Source organism: Actinomyces sp., assembly GCF_030530635.1.
GTDB lineage: Bacteria > Actinomycetota > Actinomycetes > Actinomycetales > Actinomycetaceae > Actinomyces.
On the sequence record NZ_JAUMUL010000042.1, the window covers coordinates 15,909 to 31,470 of the forward strand.

12 protein-coding genes and 1 pseudogene are annotated in these 15,562 nt (G+C 67.8%); 6 read left to right on the plus strand and 7 right to left on the minus strand.

Annotated features, from left to right (window positions below; translation table 11 throughout):
- Window positions 1-679: 679 nt before the first annotated feature.
- The 5 genes from Q4A20_RS10100 to Q4A20_RS10120 all read right to left on the minus strand — a co-directional run bounded on the left by Q4A20_RS10100 (window position 680) and on the right by Q4A20_RS10120 (window position 7,153).
- Entirely contained in the window at window positions 680-1,912 is a 1,233-nt protein-coding gene (locus Q4A20_RS10100; RefSeq protein ID WP_303122623.1) for an AI-2E family transporter, read from the minus strand.
- A 166-nt stretch (window positions 1,913-2,078) separates the two neighbouring features.
- Window positions 2,079-2,549, minus strand: coding sequence for a response regulator (locus Q4A20_RS10105; protein ID WP_303122624.1), 471 nt, complete (start codon window positions 2,547-2,549; stop codon window positions 2,079-2,081).
- The gene (locus Q4A20_RS10110) at window positions 2,546-4,714 is read right to left on the minus strand and encodes an ATP-binding protein (RefSeq protein ID WP_303122625.1); all 2,169 of its coding nucleotides are present in this window, start codon (window positions 4,712-4,714) and stop codon (window positions 2,546-2,548) included. Before Q4A20_RS10110 ends, Q4A20_RS10105 begins: the two co-directional genes overlap by 4 nt.
- Window positions 4,711-6,150, minus strand: a complete 1,440-nt coding sequence (locus Q4A20_RS10115) for a DASS family sodium-coupled anion symporter (protein WP_303122626.1) — start codon at window positions 6,148-6,150, stop codon at window positions 4,711-4,713. Before Q4A20_RS10115 ends, Q4A20_RS10110 begins: the two co-directional genes overlap by 4 nt.
- A 97-nt stretch (window positions 6,151-6,247) precedes the next feature.
- Entirely contained in the window at window positions 6,248-7,153 is a 906-nt protein-coding gene (locus Q4A20_RS10120) for an alpha/beta fold hydrolase (RefSeq protein WP_303122627.1), read from the minus strand.
- 38 nt (window positions 7,154-7,191) lie between these two features.
- Here Q4A20_RS10120 and Q4A20_RS10125 point away from each other — a divergent pair, with 38 nt between their 5' ends.
- The 3 genes from Q4A20_RS10125 (at window position 7,192) to mtnN (ending at window position 9,677) form a co-directional block, all read left to right on the plus strand.
- A complete protein-coding gene (locus Q4A20_RS10125; protein WP_303122628.1) occupies window positions 7,192-7,659 on the plus strand; it encodes an S-ribosylhomocysteine lyase in 468 nt (155 codons plus the stop codon).
- 374 nt (window positions 7,660-8,033) lie between these two features.
- The gene (locus Q4A20_RS10130; protein ID WP_303122629.1) at window positions 8,034-8,897 is read left to right on the plus strand and encodes a hypothetical protein; all 864 of its coding nucleotides are present in this window, start codon (window positions 8,034-8,036) and stop codon (window positions 8,895-8,897) included.
- A gap of 9 nt (window positions 8,898-8,906) precedes the next feature.
- Entirely contained in the window at window positions 8,907-9,677 is a 771-nt protein-coding gene (gene mtnN / locus Q4A20_RS10135; protein ID WP_303122630.1) for a 5'-methylthioadenosine/S-adenosylhomocysteine nucleosidase, read from the plus strand.
- Window positions 9,678-9,681: 4 nt separating this feature from the next.
- Here the strand turns inward: mtnN and Q4A20_RS10140 are convergent, their stop codons facing one another.
- Window positions 9,682-10,029, minus strand: coding sequence for a helix-turn-helix domain-containing protein (locus Q4A20_RS10140; RefSeq protein ID WP_303122631.1), 348 nt, complete (start codon window positions 10,027-10,029; stop codon window positions 9,682-9,684).
- Between the two features lie 63 nt (window positions 10,030-10,092).
- On the opposite strand from Q4A20_RS10140, the gene Q4A20_RS10145 reads away from it, so the two are divergent.
- Complete coding sequence (locus Q4A20_RS10145) at window positions 10,093-10,950, plus strand: SDR family oxidoreductase (RefSeq protein ID WP_303122632.1); 858 nt, start codon at window positions 10,093-10,095, stop codon at window positions 10,948-10,950.
- A gap of 43 nt (window positions 10,951-10,993) precedes the next feature.
- Here the strand turns inward: Q4A20_RS10145 and Q4A20_RS10150 are convergent, their stop codons facing one another.
- Window positions 10,994-12,580, minus strand: a complete 1,587-nt coding sequence (locus Q4A20_RS10150; protein ID WP_303122633.1) for an aspartate:alanine exchanger family transporter — start codon at window positions 12,578-12,580, stop codon at window positions 10,994-10,996.
- A gap of 141 nt (window positions 12,581-12,721) precedes the next feature.
- Here Q4A20_RS10150 and Q4A20_RS10155 point away from each other — a divergent pair.
- Both Q4A20_RS10155 and Q4A20_RS10160 read left to right on the plus strand, forming a co-directional pair.
- Window positions 12,722-14,898 (plus strand): annotated as a pseudogene (locus Q4A20_RS10155) (carbon starvation protein A).
- Between the two features lie 61 nt (window positions 14,899-14,959).
- Window positions 14,960-15,214: a YbdD/YjiX family protein gene (locus tag Q4A20_RS10160; RefSeq protein WP_303122634.1), complete on the plus strand. Its 255-nt coding sequence runs from the start codon at window positions 14,960-14,962 to the stop codon at window positions 15,212-15,214.
- Window positions 15,215-15,562 lie beyond the last annotated feature (348 nt).

Here is a 15,562-nt window from a genome sequence, read left to right on the forward strand (position 1 = left end):
CGGGTGTGAGTGCTGCCGATGCTGTGGGCTCCGCACCGGTCGTCGTCGCTGACAGGAATAAGTGTACCCACCGGCCCTGGTGCTACACCATCGGCTCAAGGACTGAGTCTTATCAGACTTAAGGTGGAGATTCTCCAGGGTTACGCATCGTCCGGATGGTCCTGAATGCTGAGACCAGGCCCGTTCCACCGCACGGGTGACCTGAGGGTGAGCGATGGAGGCGGTGAGAACACGGTCGCCGCGGGCGAGGCCCCGCCCGATCCGCCAGACCCCGATGAAGAGTTTCGGACGTACAGCGGCGCAGTCGCGGCCCGAGCGCATGACTCACCCGGCAGCCGGCCCACCCGGCGCAAGACCCGGCACCCAGTCGCCACTGCGCTGGCGTGCCCAGGGGCGCCGACAGCCCGTCGACACCATATGGCGAGGCCCTCGGGCCGGGCTCATACCCGGCCCGAGGGCCTTCGTCAGTGAGGGGCTCCGCACCCGGGTTCCCACATCCGGGGGAGCGCCCTCCTTCGCCAGAACGTCCGACCCAGGCTCCCTAATACCCGGGGCGAACTCGAGCCGAACCGGTCACCGGGTTCCCCAACCCTCGCGGTCCGCCTCGTCCAGCGGCAAGACCCATATAACCCTGCTCATCTGAAAAGCCACCCCGCTGCACCTGAGAAAACCATGGGAATTACGAGCGGGCGGCCGCCTCCGCCACCGCCTCGGCGTCGTCCTCCTCCATCTCCCCGGCAGCGTCGTCCGTTCCTCCGGCGCCCTCGTCGTCCGTCTCCCCGGCACCATCATCCGGCTCGACCTCGCCATCGCCAGGCTCCTGGCCAGCATCCACCGGCTCCGAGCCGGCATCGTCCACATCCGTATCCCCGGCGGACAGGAACACGTTCAACCACCGCGAGCGAGAGTCGGAGTCCACCAGCAGCGACTTGAAGAACAGTGTCAGCGGCACAGCCAGGATCGTGCCCAGCCCCCCAATGATCTGGCTCCAGAACAGCAGGGACATGAAGGTCGTCGTCGTGTTCAGACCCACCGCATCACCGGTGAACTTCGGCTGGATGAGCGATTGGATGACGAAGTTCAACGCACTGTAGGCCACGATCACCCACAGCGCCGTCCACGGCCCGGAGTCCACCAACCCGATCAGGGCCGGCGGAATCACGCCGAGCACGAAGCCGATATTGGGGATGTAGTTGGTGATGAAGGAGACCACACCCCAGGTCACTGCCATCGGCACGTCCAGGAACCACAGGGCGATCACATCCAGCACCGCGACGATCAGACCGAAAACGGTCGACACCAGCCAGTAGGAGCGCACCGACGCGGCGAAGCCGTTCAGGGCGGAGGCCACGCCCGGACGCAGGCGGCTCAGGGCACGCGAACGCGCCTCAATGCGGGAAGTGTCGAACATCAAGAACACAACCGCCAGTCCCATCACACTCAGCACCGTGCCCACATTCGACAACTGTCCGAGCAGCGACTGGGCCACCGAAACGATCCGGTCGGTGTTCATGGACCGCGAGACCTGATCGACCAGAGCCGTCTCGTCCACGCCTGCGCGCTCCAGCAGAGAACGCAAGTTGTCCCAAATGGAGGCGAACTTCGCGGAGTAGTTCGGCAGGGTCTCGATCAGTTGCGCCACAGCCACACCCAGGGCGCCGAACAGCCCGATGACGAAGGTGAAGATGATGAAGATGGCGACCACGGCGGACACCGGCCGCGGCACGTGGTGCCGGGTCGCCCAGCTGACCAGGGGCCGCACCGTGATCACCAGCGTCAGGGCGAAGAATGCCGGCCCGAACAGGGACCGGACATAGTACAGACCCGCGCAGCCGATCACGAGTACGGCGATTACAAGGGCAATCGATTCGCCCTGGGAGCGGCCTGCCGCCGCCTCACGTGCGTCACTCATAAGCTCATCCTTGCACGCGGTCCGCACCGTCCAGACACGGCGGGCCGGTCCTGCGGGTCACACCGGCATTGCTGCCGCTCCCCCACCCGGGATAATCGCACTCACCATTGCTGACGCCGGTCCGCCCCGCCCCTCCCAAGGGCCGCCGGGCCGGACCGACCTCCGCTCAGCGCAGCGCCTCCATGGCACGCACCCGGTCCAGGGCCCGCAGATGCGGCAGCGGATCGACGCCGACCTCGAGCACGAAATCGGTCAGCTGGTCGCGTACGGTCTGCTGAAGTCGAGCAGGATCCCACGGTTTGGCAATGTAGTGATCCAGGCCGGCGTCATTGACGGCACGGATCGTGTCGGCCTGGTCCGCCTGACCGGTCACCAGCACCTTCCGCGCGGCAGCCGTGCGCGCCTCAGTGTTCATGTCCACCAGCATGTCGACGCCGGTGCGGCCCGGCATACGGTGATCGGCCAGCACCAGCGCGAGCAGATCGCCGTCTTCATCAATGTCGGCGACGGCCTCCCAGGCGTCGGCGACGTCCTCGGCCGGCTCAATGCGGACGACGTCGGAAAAGCTGCTCAGGTCGCCGACGACGGCATCGCGGACCTCCGGCTCGTCCTCAACAACCAGGATGGCGAGTTTCATGACTTCTCCTTCGATGACCGCGACCGCTTATGCGGCCGCTTTCGCGACTTCTTGACCGATTTCCCGCTGGACGGCTGGTGCGGATCCTTATGTGCTCGCCCCGCCGACTCGTCGAACGGGGCCGGATCCGCAGCCACCGCGCCGGTGGGCAGCACCACGGTAACGCGGGTGCGCCCGGGCTCGGAGTCCACCGCGATAGAACCGTCGTGGGCGTCCACCACGCTCTTGGCCAGTCCCATGCCCAGACCCAGCCCGAAGCGCACCTGACCGTGTTTAGTGGTGAAACGCGGCTCGAAGATGCGCGGCAGGATATCCGCAGCGATGCCCGGGCCGTTGTCCTCCACCCGCACTCGTACTCCACCCATAACCGGGGTGATCCGCACCATGACTCGGGGCCGGGGCGGCGTTGTACCGGCATCCGCAGCCTCCTTCGCCTGCGCGGCCAGGGCGTCGGCGGCGTTGGATAGGATATTGGTCCACACCTGCACCAGTTCGCCCGCGTGGCCGGGAACAGGTGGGATGGCCCCCGGCTCCGCCGGGTAGTCCCGCTCCACCTCCACGGCCACTGCCTCCAGGCGGTGGGCGGTCAGACGCAGGGCATCCTCAACGACCTCCCGCAGGTCGAGGTCGATCATATCCTCGCCGTCGGGGCGCACATAGGTGGACAGGCTGGCGACCAGCCCACTGATACGGTCGGTGGCCAATCGCATATTGCGTTCGGAACGACCGATGGATGCCGCCCCCTCAACGGTCGCCAGGCGCCCGGAGTCGGCGGCCAACGCGCGGATCGTGTCCGGATCGGCGTCGTCGTCGAAGCCCGCGGCCACGAGCCGCCGGGCCAGTTCCCGATCCCCGAGGATTTGTTCCAACCGCTTGCGGGCGGCGCGCTCGGCGCGCGTGGAGGCGGCCGGCCGGGTGCGTGCCGCTGCCGCCACCCGGCTGATCGTCCCGCCGTCGGGATGAGTGGCGAGCACCGCCGCCAGATCCTCACGCAGATGGTCCCCGGAGCGTTCGAGCGCAGCCACGGGGTTGTTCAACTCGTGGGCAATACCGGCGGCCAGCTCACCAAGGGTGGCGAAACGCTCCTGGGCCAGCAACTCCAGACGGGCCTGCTCCAATTCGGTCAGCGCCTCCTGCACCTGAATGCGTTCCGCATCCAGGGCCGCCGCCAACTCGATCTTCTCCACCTGCAGGATCTCAGAACGGGCCAAGCGCTTGGTCAGGGATCGGATGATCAGGGCGGCCAGCACCTGCTCGGTGACCGGGTTCTCCCGCAGCGCCCGGTCCATTTGCTCAATCGACAGCAGGATCAGTTCCACATCCGTGGTCGTGGTGGCAGTCACAAAGGCGCGGCCATGGCTGGCCAGGGACACCAGACCGATGATGCGGCCAGTGGTGGCGTGGTGGAGGGTGACCTCACCGACTGGGGTGTCGCGAGTCAGGGCGACCGAGCCGGCAATCACAACATACACACTGTCGACGACCTGACCCTGGTGGGTCAGGCGCACCCCGGCCGGCAGCCGCAGGCGGGGACGCGGACCCAGCACCTGCTCACAGGCAGCGATCAACTCTGCGGTCAGCGCATCGGAATGGCGGGTGAGCGCCTCCAGTAGTGGAGAATGGCCGTTCAAGGCGCCGTCCTGTCGGCGGCGAGGATCGTCCTGCGGCAAGTGGTCACGCATCCAACGGCGGATCTGCGCCCGCGCCCGATCCCCGATCGCACCGGGCGTCCAAGGCACGGCAACAACCTCACGCACCAGGTCCTCGTCTATCGCTCGCCCCAGATCGCGCAGTTCGGCCCGTTCCGTAAGCAGCACCAGCCGGGCCGTGGCCAGGGCCGGATAATGGGCGACGGCGGCGGCGACGTCGTCCAGGCTGCCGACCTCGTCGGTGGCAATTATCAGGGCCACCGTCGCCGCTCCGGCCGGTGCGACCTCTCCGGCATTGACCGCCACCGCCTCCGCCTCGCCGTGGTCCGCCCACCGGAACAGCTCGGCCAGGGTGCGCACCCGCACCACCTCGGCCAGGGTGCGCACCGCCGGAGCGACTTCATGGGCCGCCTGAGTGCCGAGCGACGTCGGTGAAACCACGGCGACCACCAGCGGCCTCGGCGGCGTGGCGGTACCCGTGGCGTCAATGGAGGGCGTGCCGGGGGCGGTACTCACAGCATCCCCAAAACCGACCAGAACAGGGGCATTACCAGCACCAGAACCACGGTTCCGGCGATGCCGACGATCATGCCCATCCGAGCCATATCGCCGGTGGCAATCTCCCCGGTGGCGTAGGCGATCGCATTCGGGGGGGTGGAGATCGGCAGGCTCATGCCCAGCGAGCAGGCCAAGGCCAACACCACGGCGATCGTCACCGGCTCCAGTCCGTCCACACCCGTCGCCAATCCCATGGCCAGCGGCACCAGCAGGTTACAGGCGGCGGAGTTGGAGATGACGTTGGACAGGGCCAGGCCGAGCACTCCCATGAGCACCACCACCGCCAGGGCCGGCATGGCGGTCCAGTTGAACAGGCTGAGGATCCACTCATCCAGTCCGGTGGCGCCCACGCCGTCGCCCAACGCAATTCCTCCCGACACCAGCCACAACACGTCCCAGGACAGCCCGGCCAGATCCTTGCCGGTCATCACCCGAGTCACCAGCATGGCGACGATGGCCAGGAAGCCGATTACGTTGGCGCTCAGGCCGTGCAGGGACTCGGTCATCCAGGCCAGGATGGTTACCCCGGCGATGACGTAGAACATCACAGCCCGGCGATCGGTATACCACTCCGCCCGCATATCCAATTCGATGGCCAGCCCGCCGGGCAGGAACACGACGCAGATCAGCAGCCAGGCCCCCACCAGGATCACCAGCATCAGCGGAATAGACATCAGCATCCAGTCCAGGAAGCTGATGGCGTGACCGGCCTCCGTCAGCGCTCCCAGGGCGATGGCGTTGGGGGGTGTGCCTACAGGGGTCCCCATGCCGCCCACATTCGCCGCCAGTGGGATCGACAGGGCCAGGCCGGTGCGTGGCTTTCCCTCCGGCAGTGCGCCGAGCACCGGGATGACCACGGCGAACATGGTGGCGGTGGTGGCCGTATTGGACATGAACATGCTCAGCACCGCGGTAATGACCATCAGCCCCAACACGGTGCGGCGCACGGATCCGGTAAAAGGTTTGATCAGGACGGCGGCGAGGTTCTTGTCCAGGTGGAACTTCTCCGAGCCGTCGGCGATGAGGAAACCGCCTAGGAACAGGACGATCACGGGGTTGGCCAGGGCCGCGAAGAAGGAGGAGTAGGCGGTGGCGTCCTCCGGGACTGGCAGGACCGCCTGATCGGAGATGAGCAGGACCTCCAGCCCGATCACCAGGACGGCGGTGGCCACCAAGGGGATCGCCTCAGTGACCCACAGCACGATGGCGAGCAGGAAGATGGACAGCATCCGCTCACCCATCGGATCCAGGTCCGGCACGTCGACGACCAGTGGCACCACGAATACAACCAGAGCCAGAAGCAGACCGATAATCTGTTTACGAGACAGCGGCGCAAGGCGATCGGGCACCCGAGGACGCGGGCGGTTGGCAGCGGGGCGCGTGCGCGCGGGCATGGATCCTCCTCATGGCACCCGATGGTCCGGGGGCCGGCCTCGGTGCCGGGTGGTGGCATCCTATGTGAAGCGCAGCGCAAATGTCGGGAATGGGGTTTCACAGCAGTTGTTCCAGCCAGGGGTCCACGGCCGCCCAGAACCCCTCGGGGCGGGTACGGCGCACATCATGGCCCGCCCCCGGAACCAGTGCGGTGTCGACGTGCGGGTTGGCAATGCGGGAGAGAACCTCCAGGCCCGCGGGGCCCACGCGGGCCGCGCCGGGGCGGTCGCCGGTGACCAGGAGCGTAGGCACTTTCAAAGCCGCCATCGCCTCCTCCCACCGTACCGGCGGCGCAACCACGCCGATGTCCAACAGCGCCGGGTCTACCCGCTGGCTAGCCCATACACCCGCGACGGCCTCACCATCGGGTATGTCCGGTTCGGCCAGAGCGCGGGCCACGGCGCCGGGCAGATCGGAGAGTTCGGCCGCCAGAGCGCGCTTGCGGGCGGCACCTCGCTCACGTAACTCCTGCGGGCTGCGGGAGCCGTACCGGGCCGGGTCCAACAAGACCACCCCCGCGACCAGTTCCGGGCGGCGGGCGGCCACGACCATGGCGGTGGCCGCCCCCATGGAGTGACCAATGAGCACCGGGGCTCCGGATTTCGCGCCGTCGGGTCCCGACTGGTTCCCGGTGAACGTCTCACCACCGGACTCAGTGGGAAGTGAAGAGCCCGATTCGCCGTCAGGCCGGGGCGGCGCAGCGGACCTCGAAGGACATACCTCCTCAAGGAGGTCGACCACGTCATCGACCAGCACTTCCCCGGCGCGGGCCAGCTCAGCGAGCGTCCAGCGCGGGGACAGGCCGTGGCCGCGGGCGTCGGCCGCAATGACGCGGTAGCCCCGGTCTACCCAATGGTCAATGGCCTCCGCCTGGGACACGGCGGAGCCGGTGATGCCATGGAGGAGGACAAGGGTCGGGGCGGCGGCGGGACCGGCGACGATGCGGGCCAGAGGTGTGCTCATAGCGCCATTGTGGTCTCGAACCCGGCTAGGGTGAAGACATGGACAGGCATCGTATGAACGTGGAGTCCTTCAACCTCGACCACACCAAGGTGGCGGCGCCGTTCGTGCGCATAGCCGACCGCAAGCGGCTGCCGGGCGGCGACGAGCTGATCAAATACGATGTGCGCTTGCGCCAACCTAACCGGGAGCACCTGGAGATGCGGACCGTGCACTCGATCGAGCATCTGACCGCCGAGCTGATGCGCAACCACACCGACCGGCTCATCGACTGGGGGCCGATGGGTTGCCAGACCGGGTTCTACGCGCTGACGCTCGGGCTGGAGCCGGAGGAGTTCCTGCCCCTACTGGAGGCGACCTTCCGGGACATCCTGGAGGCGACGGAGGTTCCCGCCGCCAACCAGGTGCAGTGCGGCTGGGGCGCTAACCATTCGTTGGAGGGCGCCCAGGAGGCGGTGCGGAACTTCCTGGACCGCCGCGACCAGTGGGAGACAGTGTTCGCCAACTAGATTCCAGTAGAAAAGTGTCCATCGGTGACCACTTTGACCTCCATCGGCATGATGACCGAATCGACGTTGGTGTAGTTGCAACGATTTAAGCCAGTTTCTTCCAGATACTGGGGCACATCTCCACCAAACTGGTCACCGATGGACACTTCTGAGTTCGCGAACACCCGCTGACCTTCAAGTCAAGGCCCGACGGGGCCCAAGACCCAGTGGGCGCGGCCCATGCGCAAGCGCCGGTGCCTACACGACAGGACCTAAGCGGGCTGTCAATAGCGTGAGCCGACCCACCTTGTGGATAAACCACTTTCCGCAACAGGTTATCCACAGGCTGGGTACTCGGCATTGTCAGCTGCACCTGCCCAGTCGATGCTCACTCCATGGGGTATGCGAACAGGCGGGACCAGATCCTGCTCGTGCTGTCGGCGGCGCACGGCGCTGCCCGAGCGCGCTACCTCGCCGCCAACCGCACCGCTCGGCGCGCGCTTACGCGCATGGTGGAGGAGGGCGTAGTCCAGGAGCATCCGGGGCGCGTCATCGCCCTTCCGGGGACCAAGCGGGAAGTCATTGTCGCCCGGCAGGTGGGCGGACTTATTGGCTGCACCCACGGTGTCGCCGCCTGGGGGCTCCCTGCTCAGAACGGCCCCGGCCCCAACGTACACGTGCTGGTATCCACCACGCCGCGGGCAGCTCCGCTGCGCACCACCTGCCATCACATCCCTGACCTATACGTTGACCCCCTCGGCTCGCCCTACGCCGATCCAGAGACCATGCTGATCGCCTTCATGCGGTGCGCGGAACCGCTGGACGCAGTGATCGCCCTGGATGCGGCCCTACGGGGAGGCCTGGTCACCAAGATACAGCTGCGCGCCAGGTTGCGCGGCAACCGCAACGCCAAGCTGCGGGACCTGCTGGATCGCGCCAACCCGCGGGCCCGCTCCCTGCTGGAGACCATTGCCCGTTTTGAGCTCGAGGAGGCGGGCGCGACCCCCGAGGTGGGCGTAGAGGTGCCCATCGGGGAATTGGACCTGCTACTGGGGCGGCTGGACATTGAGACCGACGGGCACGAGTTCCACAGCCAGCGGACCGACTGGGAGCACGACCGCCATCGCGACCAATGGCTCATCGCGCACGGCTACACACCGCTACGGCTGACCTCGCGCCAGGTGCTCACCCATCAGACCGTCGAGTTGGTTCGCCCCATCGCGCAGCGCCTGGGTTACTGGCCCGATCGGGAGGCCTAAGCTCGGGGTATGAGCGTGATTCCGAGTCATGTGCCGCAGTCGAACCGCCGCCGAGTGGCCGCCGTGGTCGTGGTGGCGATGGAGGAGGAGGCCCGGCCCTTCCTGGACCGCCTGCCGCGGTGCGAGGGCGTGCTCTCCCCGGAACTGCCCGGTGGCGGCGAGGCCTGGCCGTTGAACCTGGGCGGTGGCCGTGAGCTGCTGCTGGTGCGCTCTGGCATCGGGCTGGTGGCGTCTGCGAGCACACTCGCGACGGTGCTCACGCAGGTGACCCCGGAGGTCATTGTCTCCGCGGGCACCACCGGGGGTCTGGGCCGCGAGGTCGGGGTTGGGGACGTATGCGCGTCCACCGACCTGGCCTACACGGACGTGGACGCCACCGCCTTCGGCTACGCCCCGGGTCAGACCCCGGGGCAGCCCGCCATCTTCACCGCCGACCCCGCTCTGGTGGCACGCGCCGGCGCCGCGCGCGGTGCCCTGCACGCCGCCACGCCGACTGCGGGATCCGCCCGCATTCATGTGGGCCAGGTGCTCTCCGGGGGCTCCTTCGTCACCGCCGCGAATGTGGGAGCCACCCGCGAGCGCTTCCCGCGGGCGCTCAGCACGGACATGGAATCGACCGCCCTGGCGCAGGTGGCGCACGCCGCCGCCCTCCCCTTCGCATCGATCCGCGGAGTCTCGGACCTGTGCGGCCCGGAGGCCGGCCAGGACTTCCATATTGGCGCCGACGAGGCGGCCGCCCGCTCCGCGGCGGTGGTGCTGGCTACGCTTGCGGATGGCTAAGAGGTCACTGCGCCGAGTCGCGCCGGGAAGTGAAGGCCGAGGCCGGGCAGTCAAGACCCCACTGGTTCATCGCATCGAGTACCGGCCGCACGCTCTTGCCCAAGTCTGTGAGCTCGTAAACCACGCGAGGTGGAACCTCGGGATAAACGTTGCGGGTCACGATCCCACGGGACTCGAACATGCGCAGTCGACTGGTCAGGGTGTGCGCGCTGATCCCCGGCAGCCCCGCACGCAACTCTCCGAAACGGTGCGGTCCGTGCATTAACTCACGCACAATCAGCGTCGCCCACGGCCCGTCGAATAGGAGCAGGAACCTCTCCACCCCGCACTCGGGAACCTTGACTTCACTCACGTCCTCGACCTCTCCCAATAGTGCAGTTGACGTAACTAGTGCATCCTATGCCCTAATGGGTTCATGGCTTACATCGTTCACGGCGCCACGGGCGCCCAAGGCGCCCCGGTCCTGTCTGCTCTCGCTGCCTCCGGACACACCCCAGTCGCCGCGGTCCGCCACACGAAGGCGGTTCCCGCGGGCACCGCAGCCAGAGAAGTCGACCTGCTCTCAGCCGACTCTCTCGCAGCTGCTTATGACGGTGCCGAGGGCGTTTTCGTCCATCTCCCCATGGGGGCAATGGATTCCGCCGCCCAGGCCCGGGCCGTTGTCGATGCGGTGAGCCGAGTCCGCCCCGGCCGCGTCGTCATTTCCACCAGTGGCCAGATCGTTGACCAGCCGGGATCGCCTTTGCAGGCAGCCCCTGACAGCCCCATCATGAAGCTAATCAACGGAGTCATCGACTCAGGGGTCTCAGTGGCCGTAGTCGCCCCCCGCCTCTATCTTGAGAACCTACTCCTGCCGGTTGTACTGGACCCCGTGCGTCAGGATGGTGTCCTGCGCTACCCGCTTCCCGCTTCATACCCGGTCGCTTGGAGCTCCCACTTGGACGTGGCGGATGCCGTCGCCCGCCTGTTGCTGGATACCTCAATCACCGGCACGGTCGCCGTTGGCCACAGGCCGGGCCTTAGGGGACCGGATCTGGCCGCGGCCTTCAGCTCACACCTGGATCGCGATGTGCGCTTCGAAGCCATCACGCCCGAGGCCTTCGGCGAACTCATCACGACGCTGTTCGGACCAGCTGCGGCACCGGTAGTCGACCTTTACCGGGCTCTCAACGCGCAGGACGACAACACCATCTCCGAAAGCAATAGCGCCCAGACGGTCCTGGGACTCCAGCCGCGCCCGGTCGAGGAATGGTTGAAGGAACTGGCGGTATGAGACCCGCAGGGTGTTGAAGTCGACGGGCCGCGAACACCCCGACTCAAATAGCCACCAGCACCTGCACCATGACGATTTTGACCACGATCGCCAGGGCGAACAGCGTGGCGTAGCCGGCCTCAACCCGCTCATCGTCCCGTTTTGACAGGGCGAAGGCGAGGATCGCGGGCTGGCCCACCAGCCCCGCCAGGCCGCCGGCGGCCCGCGGCGCGCTCAAGCCCACCCGGCGGGAGCCCGCCAGCAGCACCACCGCGCCCACCACCACGATCAGTGCGGCCAGTCCACCCACCGCCAAGCCCGTCATGGACAAGGCGGAGGCGGCGAAGTCCTGGCCGGAGGCCAGCCCGATGGCGGCCAGGAACAGCAGTAGACCGAGCTGGCGAATGGTGGCATTGGCAGCGTGCGGCAGCTGCCAGATGAAGGGGCCGGTGCGCCCCAGGCGACCCAGCACCATGCCGACCACGAGCGGCCCCGCGGCCACACCCAACCGCAGGGAGATGCCACCGGGCAGTGGGATGGTGACCAGCCCCGCGAGTACGCCCAGGGCCATGCCGACTCCGACGGAGAAGGCGTCGATCTGGGAGATGGACTTCTCGGAGTCGCCGAAGTAGTCGGCGGCCCGCTCCAGGTCGCCGGAGGGAACCACGGCCAGGACTCGGTCACCGAGTTCGAGCACCAGGTCGTCGTGGGCGAGCAGATCCAGGTCGCCGCGGCGCACGCGGGTGATGACGCCCTGGAAGCGGCCGTGCATGTCGAGTTCGCCGATGGTGCGGCCGGCCACGCGGGTGGAGGAAACGGTCAGGCGCCGGTAGTCGACCACGGTGCGGTCCTTGGCCAGGCAGCGGTCGTAGCCGGTGCCGAGCTCGTGGATGGCGTCCTCCAGCGCGGCCGGGGCGCCCACGATCACCACCTTGTCTCCCGGCAGCAGCTCCTCGTCGGGGGAGACGACGCGGGTGGCGCCGTCTCGCTCCAGGTAGGAGATGCGGATGCGGTTGCGCCGGAAGACCTCCAGCTCGTTCAGGGCGACCCGGCGCAGCAGGTACGCGCTGGTGGCGCTCAGCCCGTCGGCCGAGGCGGGGCGCGGGTCACGGCGCCCCGGCCAGTCACGGCCAATGACCAGGGCGACGATGAGGATGGCGACGGCGACTCCGACGGGGTAGGCCAGCGCGTAGCCGACGGCCGGCTCCTGGGTGCCGGCGGCCTCGATTGCGGAGTCCAGGACGGGGCTGGTCAGGGCGCCCGCGTAGGCGCCGGCGTCCATGGCCGGGCTGATGCCGGTCAGGTGGGCATACACCGCCCCGGCGCCGCCGGCAAGCACAAGCGCCAGCACGCATAGGGCCATGAGCGGCAGTTGGCGGCGCAGATTGCGGAAGAAGGTGTTGCCGGCACCGATGCCGACGGTGTAGCAGAACAGGCCCAGGCCCAGGCTGCGCAGCAGGGTGAGGTTCTCTCCCAGGCGCGCATCCAGGGCGCCGACGGCGAGGCCGACGAACAGCGCTCCCGCGGCCCCGAAGCGGATCGGCCCGAAGGGGATCTGCCCGACGGCGGTGCCGAGCCCGATCACCAGAAAGACGGTCAGGATCGGCGCGGAGGCGAGCACGTAGACGACGGAGGCGAGTATTTCTGGCACACCTCCAGGCTAGCGGGAGAGGGTCCGGCGAGTCCCCTCGAGCTGATGGTGGCTGCGGTATTGTCCGCGAACCCGTGCGGGAACTAGGCTGCCTGGGTACGGGCCCTCCCGGGTCCGCCTTGCACCCGTCCCTGCTCAACGATGAGAAAACCGCATGGATACCACACTGCCTCTGCCGCACCCGAATACACCCCCGACGTGGAGCGCCTGATCATCCGCAACCGTCAGGGCGTGCCCGTAGGCATACAGCCGCATACCAAGTGGACCCCGAGGAAGATCGCCCTGTGGGTTGCCATCACGGCCCTGGGCGTGCTGGGCTGGTGGATGCTCGCCGTCGCGCGCGGCGAGAGCGTCAACACCATCTGGTTCGTGGTCACCGCGATCTGTACCTACGCCATCGGCTACCGCTTCTACGCCCTGTACATCCAGCGCACCATCATGCGGCCCGACGACACCAACGCCACCCCGGCTGAGCGTATTAACAACGGCCGCGACTTCGACCCGACCCACCGGGTGGTCCTCTACGGCCACCAATTCGCGGCGATCGCCGGCGCGGGCCCGCTGGTGGGCCCGGTCCTGGCCGCCCAGATGGGCTACCTGCCGGGCACGCTGTGGATCATCCTCGGCGTCGTCGTCGCCGGGGCGGTTCAGGACATGCTGGTGCTGTTCTTCTCCATGCGCCGCGGCGGCCTCTCCCTGGGGCAGATGGCGACCGACGAGATCGGTCGGGTCGGCGGCACCGTGGCCACCGTCGTCGTCCTGGTCATGCTGATGATCGTGCTGGCGGTGCTGGCCATGGTGTGCGTCAACGCGCTCGCCGAGTCCCCCTGGGGCGTGTTCTCCGTCAGCTGCACCATCCCGATCGCCATCTGCATGGGGCTGTGGCTGCGCTTCGTCCAGCCCGGCCGCATCACCCAGGTCTCGCTCGTCGGCTTCGCCATCCTTATCGCCGTCATCATCTCCGGGCGCTGGGTGGCGGAGTCCTCCTTCGTCCAGTACCTGCACCTGTCGCCCACCACCCTGGTGTGGTGCATGATCGTCTACGGATTCCTTGCCGCGGTACTGCCCGTGTGGGTGCTGCTCACTCCCCGCGACTACCTGTCCACCTTCATGAAGGTAGGCACCATCGTGGTGCTGGCCGCCGGCATCATCATCGTGCGGCCCGTGGTGGAGATGGCCGCTGTCTCCGAGTTCGCCCTGAACACCGACGGACCCGTGTTCGCCGGGCAGCTCTTCCCCTTCCTGTTCATCACCATCGCCTGCGGCGCCCTGTCCGGCATGCACGCCACCGTGTCCTCCGGCACCAGCCCGAAGATGATTCAGAAGGAGAGCCAGGTCCGCATGATCGGCTACGCGGGCATGCTCATGGAGTCCTTCGTGGCGATCATGGCTCTGGCGGCCGCGGTCTCGCTGAGCCCGGGCATCTACTTCTCCATGAACACCTCCGCCGCCACCATGAACGCACTCGCCGGCGACGACGTCGTCGCCACCGCCTCCAACCGTGAGGAGGTGGCGGCGGCGGCCGGACGATGATGGGCTTCTGGTACCACTTCGCCATCATGTTCGAGGCGCTATTCATCCTCTCCGCCGTCGACGCCGTCACGCGCGTGGCGCGCTTCCAGCTGGGTGACGCCCTGGGCAACATCTGGCCGAAGTTCCGCGACCCGTCCTGGCATGTGGGGGCGTGGGCGACCACCGGCGTCGTCGTGGCGGCCTGGGGTTCTCTGCTGCTCATGGGCGTGACCGACCCGCGCGGCGGCATTCAGACGCTTTACCCGCTGTTCGGCATCGCCAATCAGCTCATCGCGGCCATCGCCCTGCTGCTGTGCTTGGTGATGACGGTGCGCAAGGGGCGGCTGAAGTACGCGTGGATACCTGCGATCCCGCTGGTCTTCGATACGGCGGTGACTTTCACGGCGTCGTGGCAGAAGATCTTCTCCACCGACTCGCGGGTGGGCTACTTCCAGCAGTGGCGGGACGCCCGCGCACTGCTGCCGACGCTCACCGACGCGGAGGCGATCGGCGTCCAGAGGGCCATCGTCCGCAACACCATGATCCAGGGGACGCTGTCAGTGGTGTTCCTTGTGCTCGTCGCCTTCGTCATGCTGTGCGCGGCCATCACCATGGTGCGGGCAGTGCGCGCCGGGGACACGACGACGTCCGAGGACCCGTATCAGGAGTCGAACTTCTACGCCCCCGAGCACCTGTTCGCCAGTCCGCTGGAGAAGAAGCTCGTCAAGGAGTATGCGCTCGTGGGTGATCCGGCGCTGATTCCGGGCGCTTCCGCCGACGCGCACGGCGCCGACGGGAGCCGCTGACGTGGAGTTGGCAGGAGTACCGGCCCCCACTGCGAGCCGAGGATCGCCCGGGACCGCTGAGATGGCCGACGTGCCCGCCGGGGCGGCCGAGGCCGTCGGTACGACGGCTCCCGCGGCGCGGTGGGCGCGCCGGATTCGCGCGGGCCTGGCCCGGGCGCGCGGGTTGTGGCGCGACTTCACGGGCGAGTCGGCCTACGACCGCTACGTCGAACGGCATCGGCGCGAGCACCCCGACCACGCACCGATAAGTGCGCGCCAGTGGTGGCGGGCCCGGGCCGACTTCGAAGGCCGCAACGTCTCCGTCGGCTGCTGCTGATCTGCCGGTGACCGGGCGGTTGTGCATCTTCCAGTGCCGGATCATGGACACGACCTCGGGCGTGGCCAAGGAATGAATTACCCGGGGCCGGTGAGCGCCTTACGGGGTTCGGGTGCATTTAGTTGCGCCGGTTTACGGGCTCTGCGGTTTGTGGGTGTGGTGGTGCGGGCCCGCGGGTGGTCGTGTTAGGTGTGTTGTTCGGTGTGCACCGGGCCGGCTAGGTGGTCGTGCTCGGGACTGGGAGGTCGTGCTTGGGCGCGCGAGGTCGTGCTCGGGCGTCCGGGCGAGGTCGGCGTGGGGCCTGCGCGGACGTTCTGAGGCTGACGAGGACTTGTGGCCGGCGGGGAC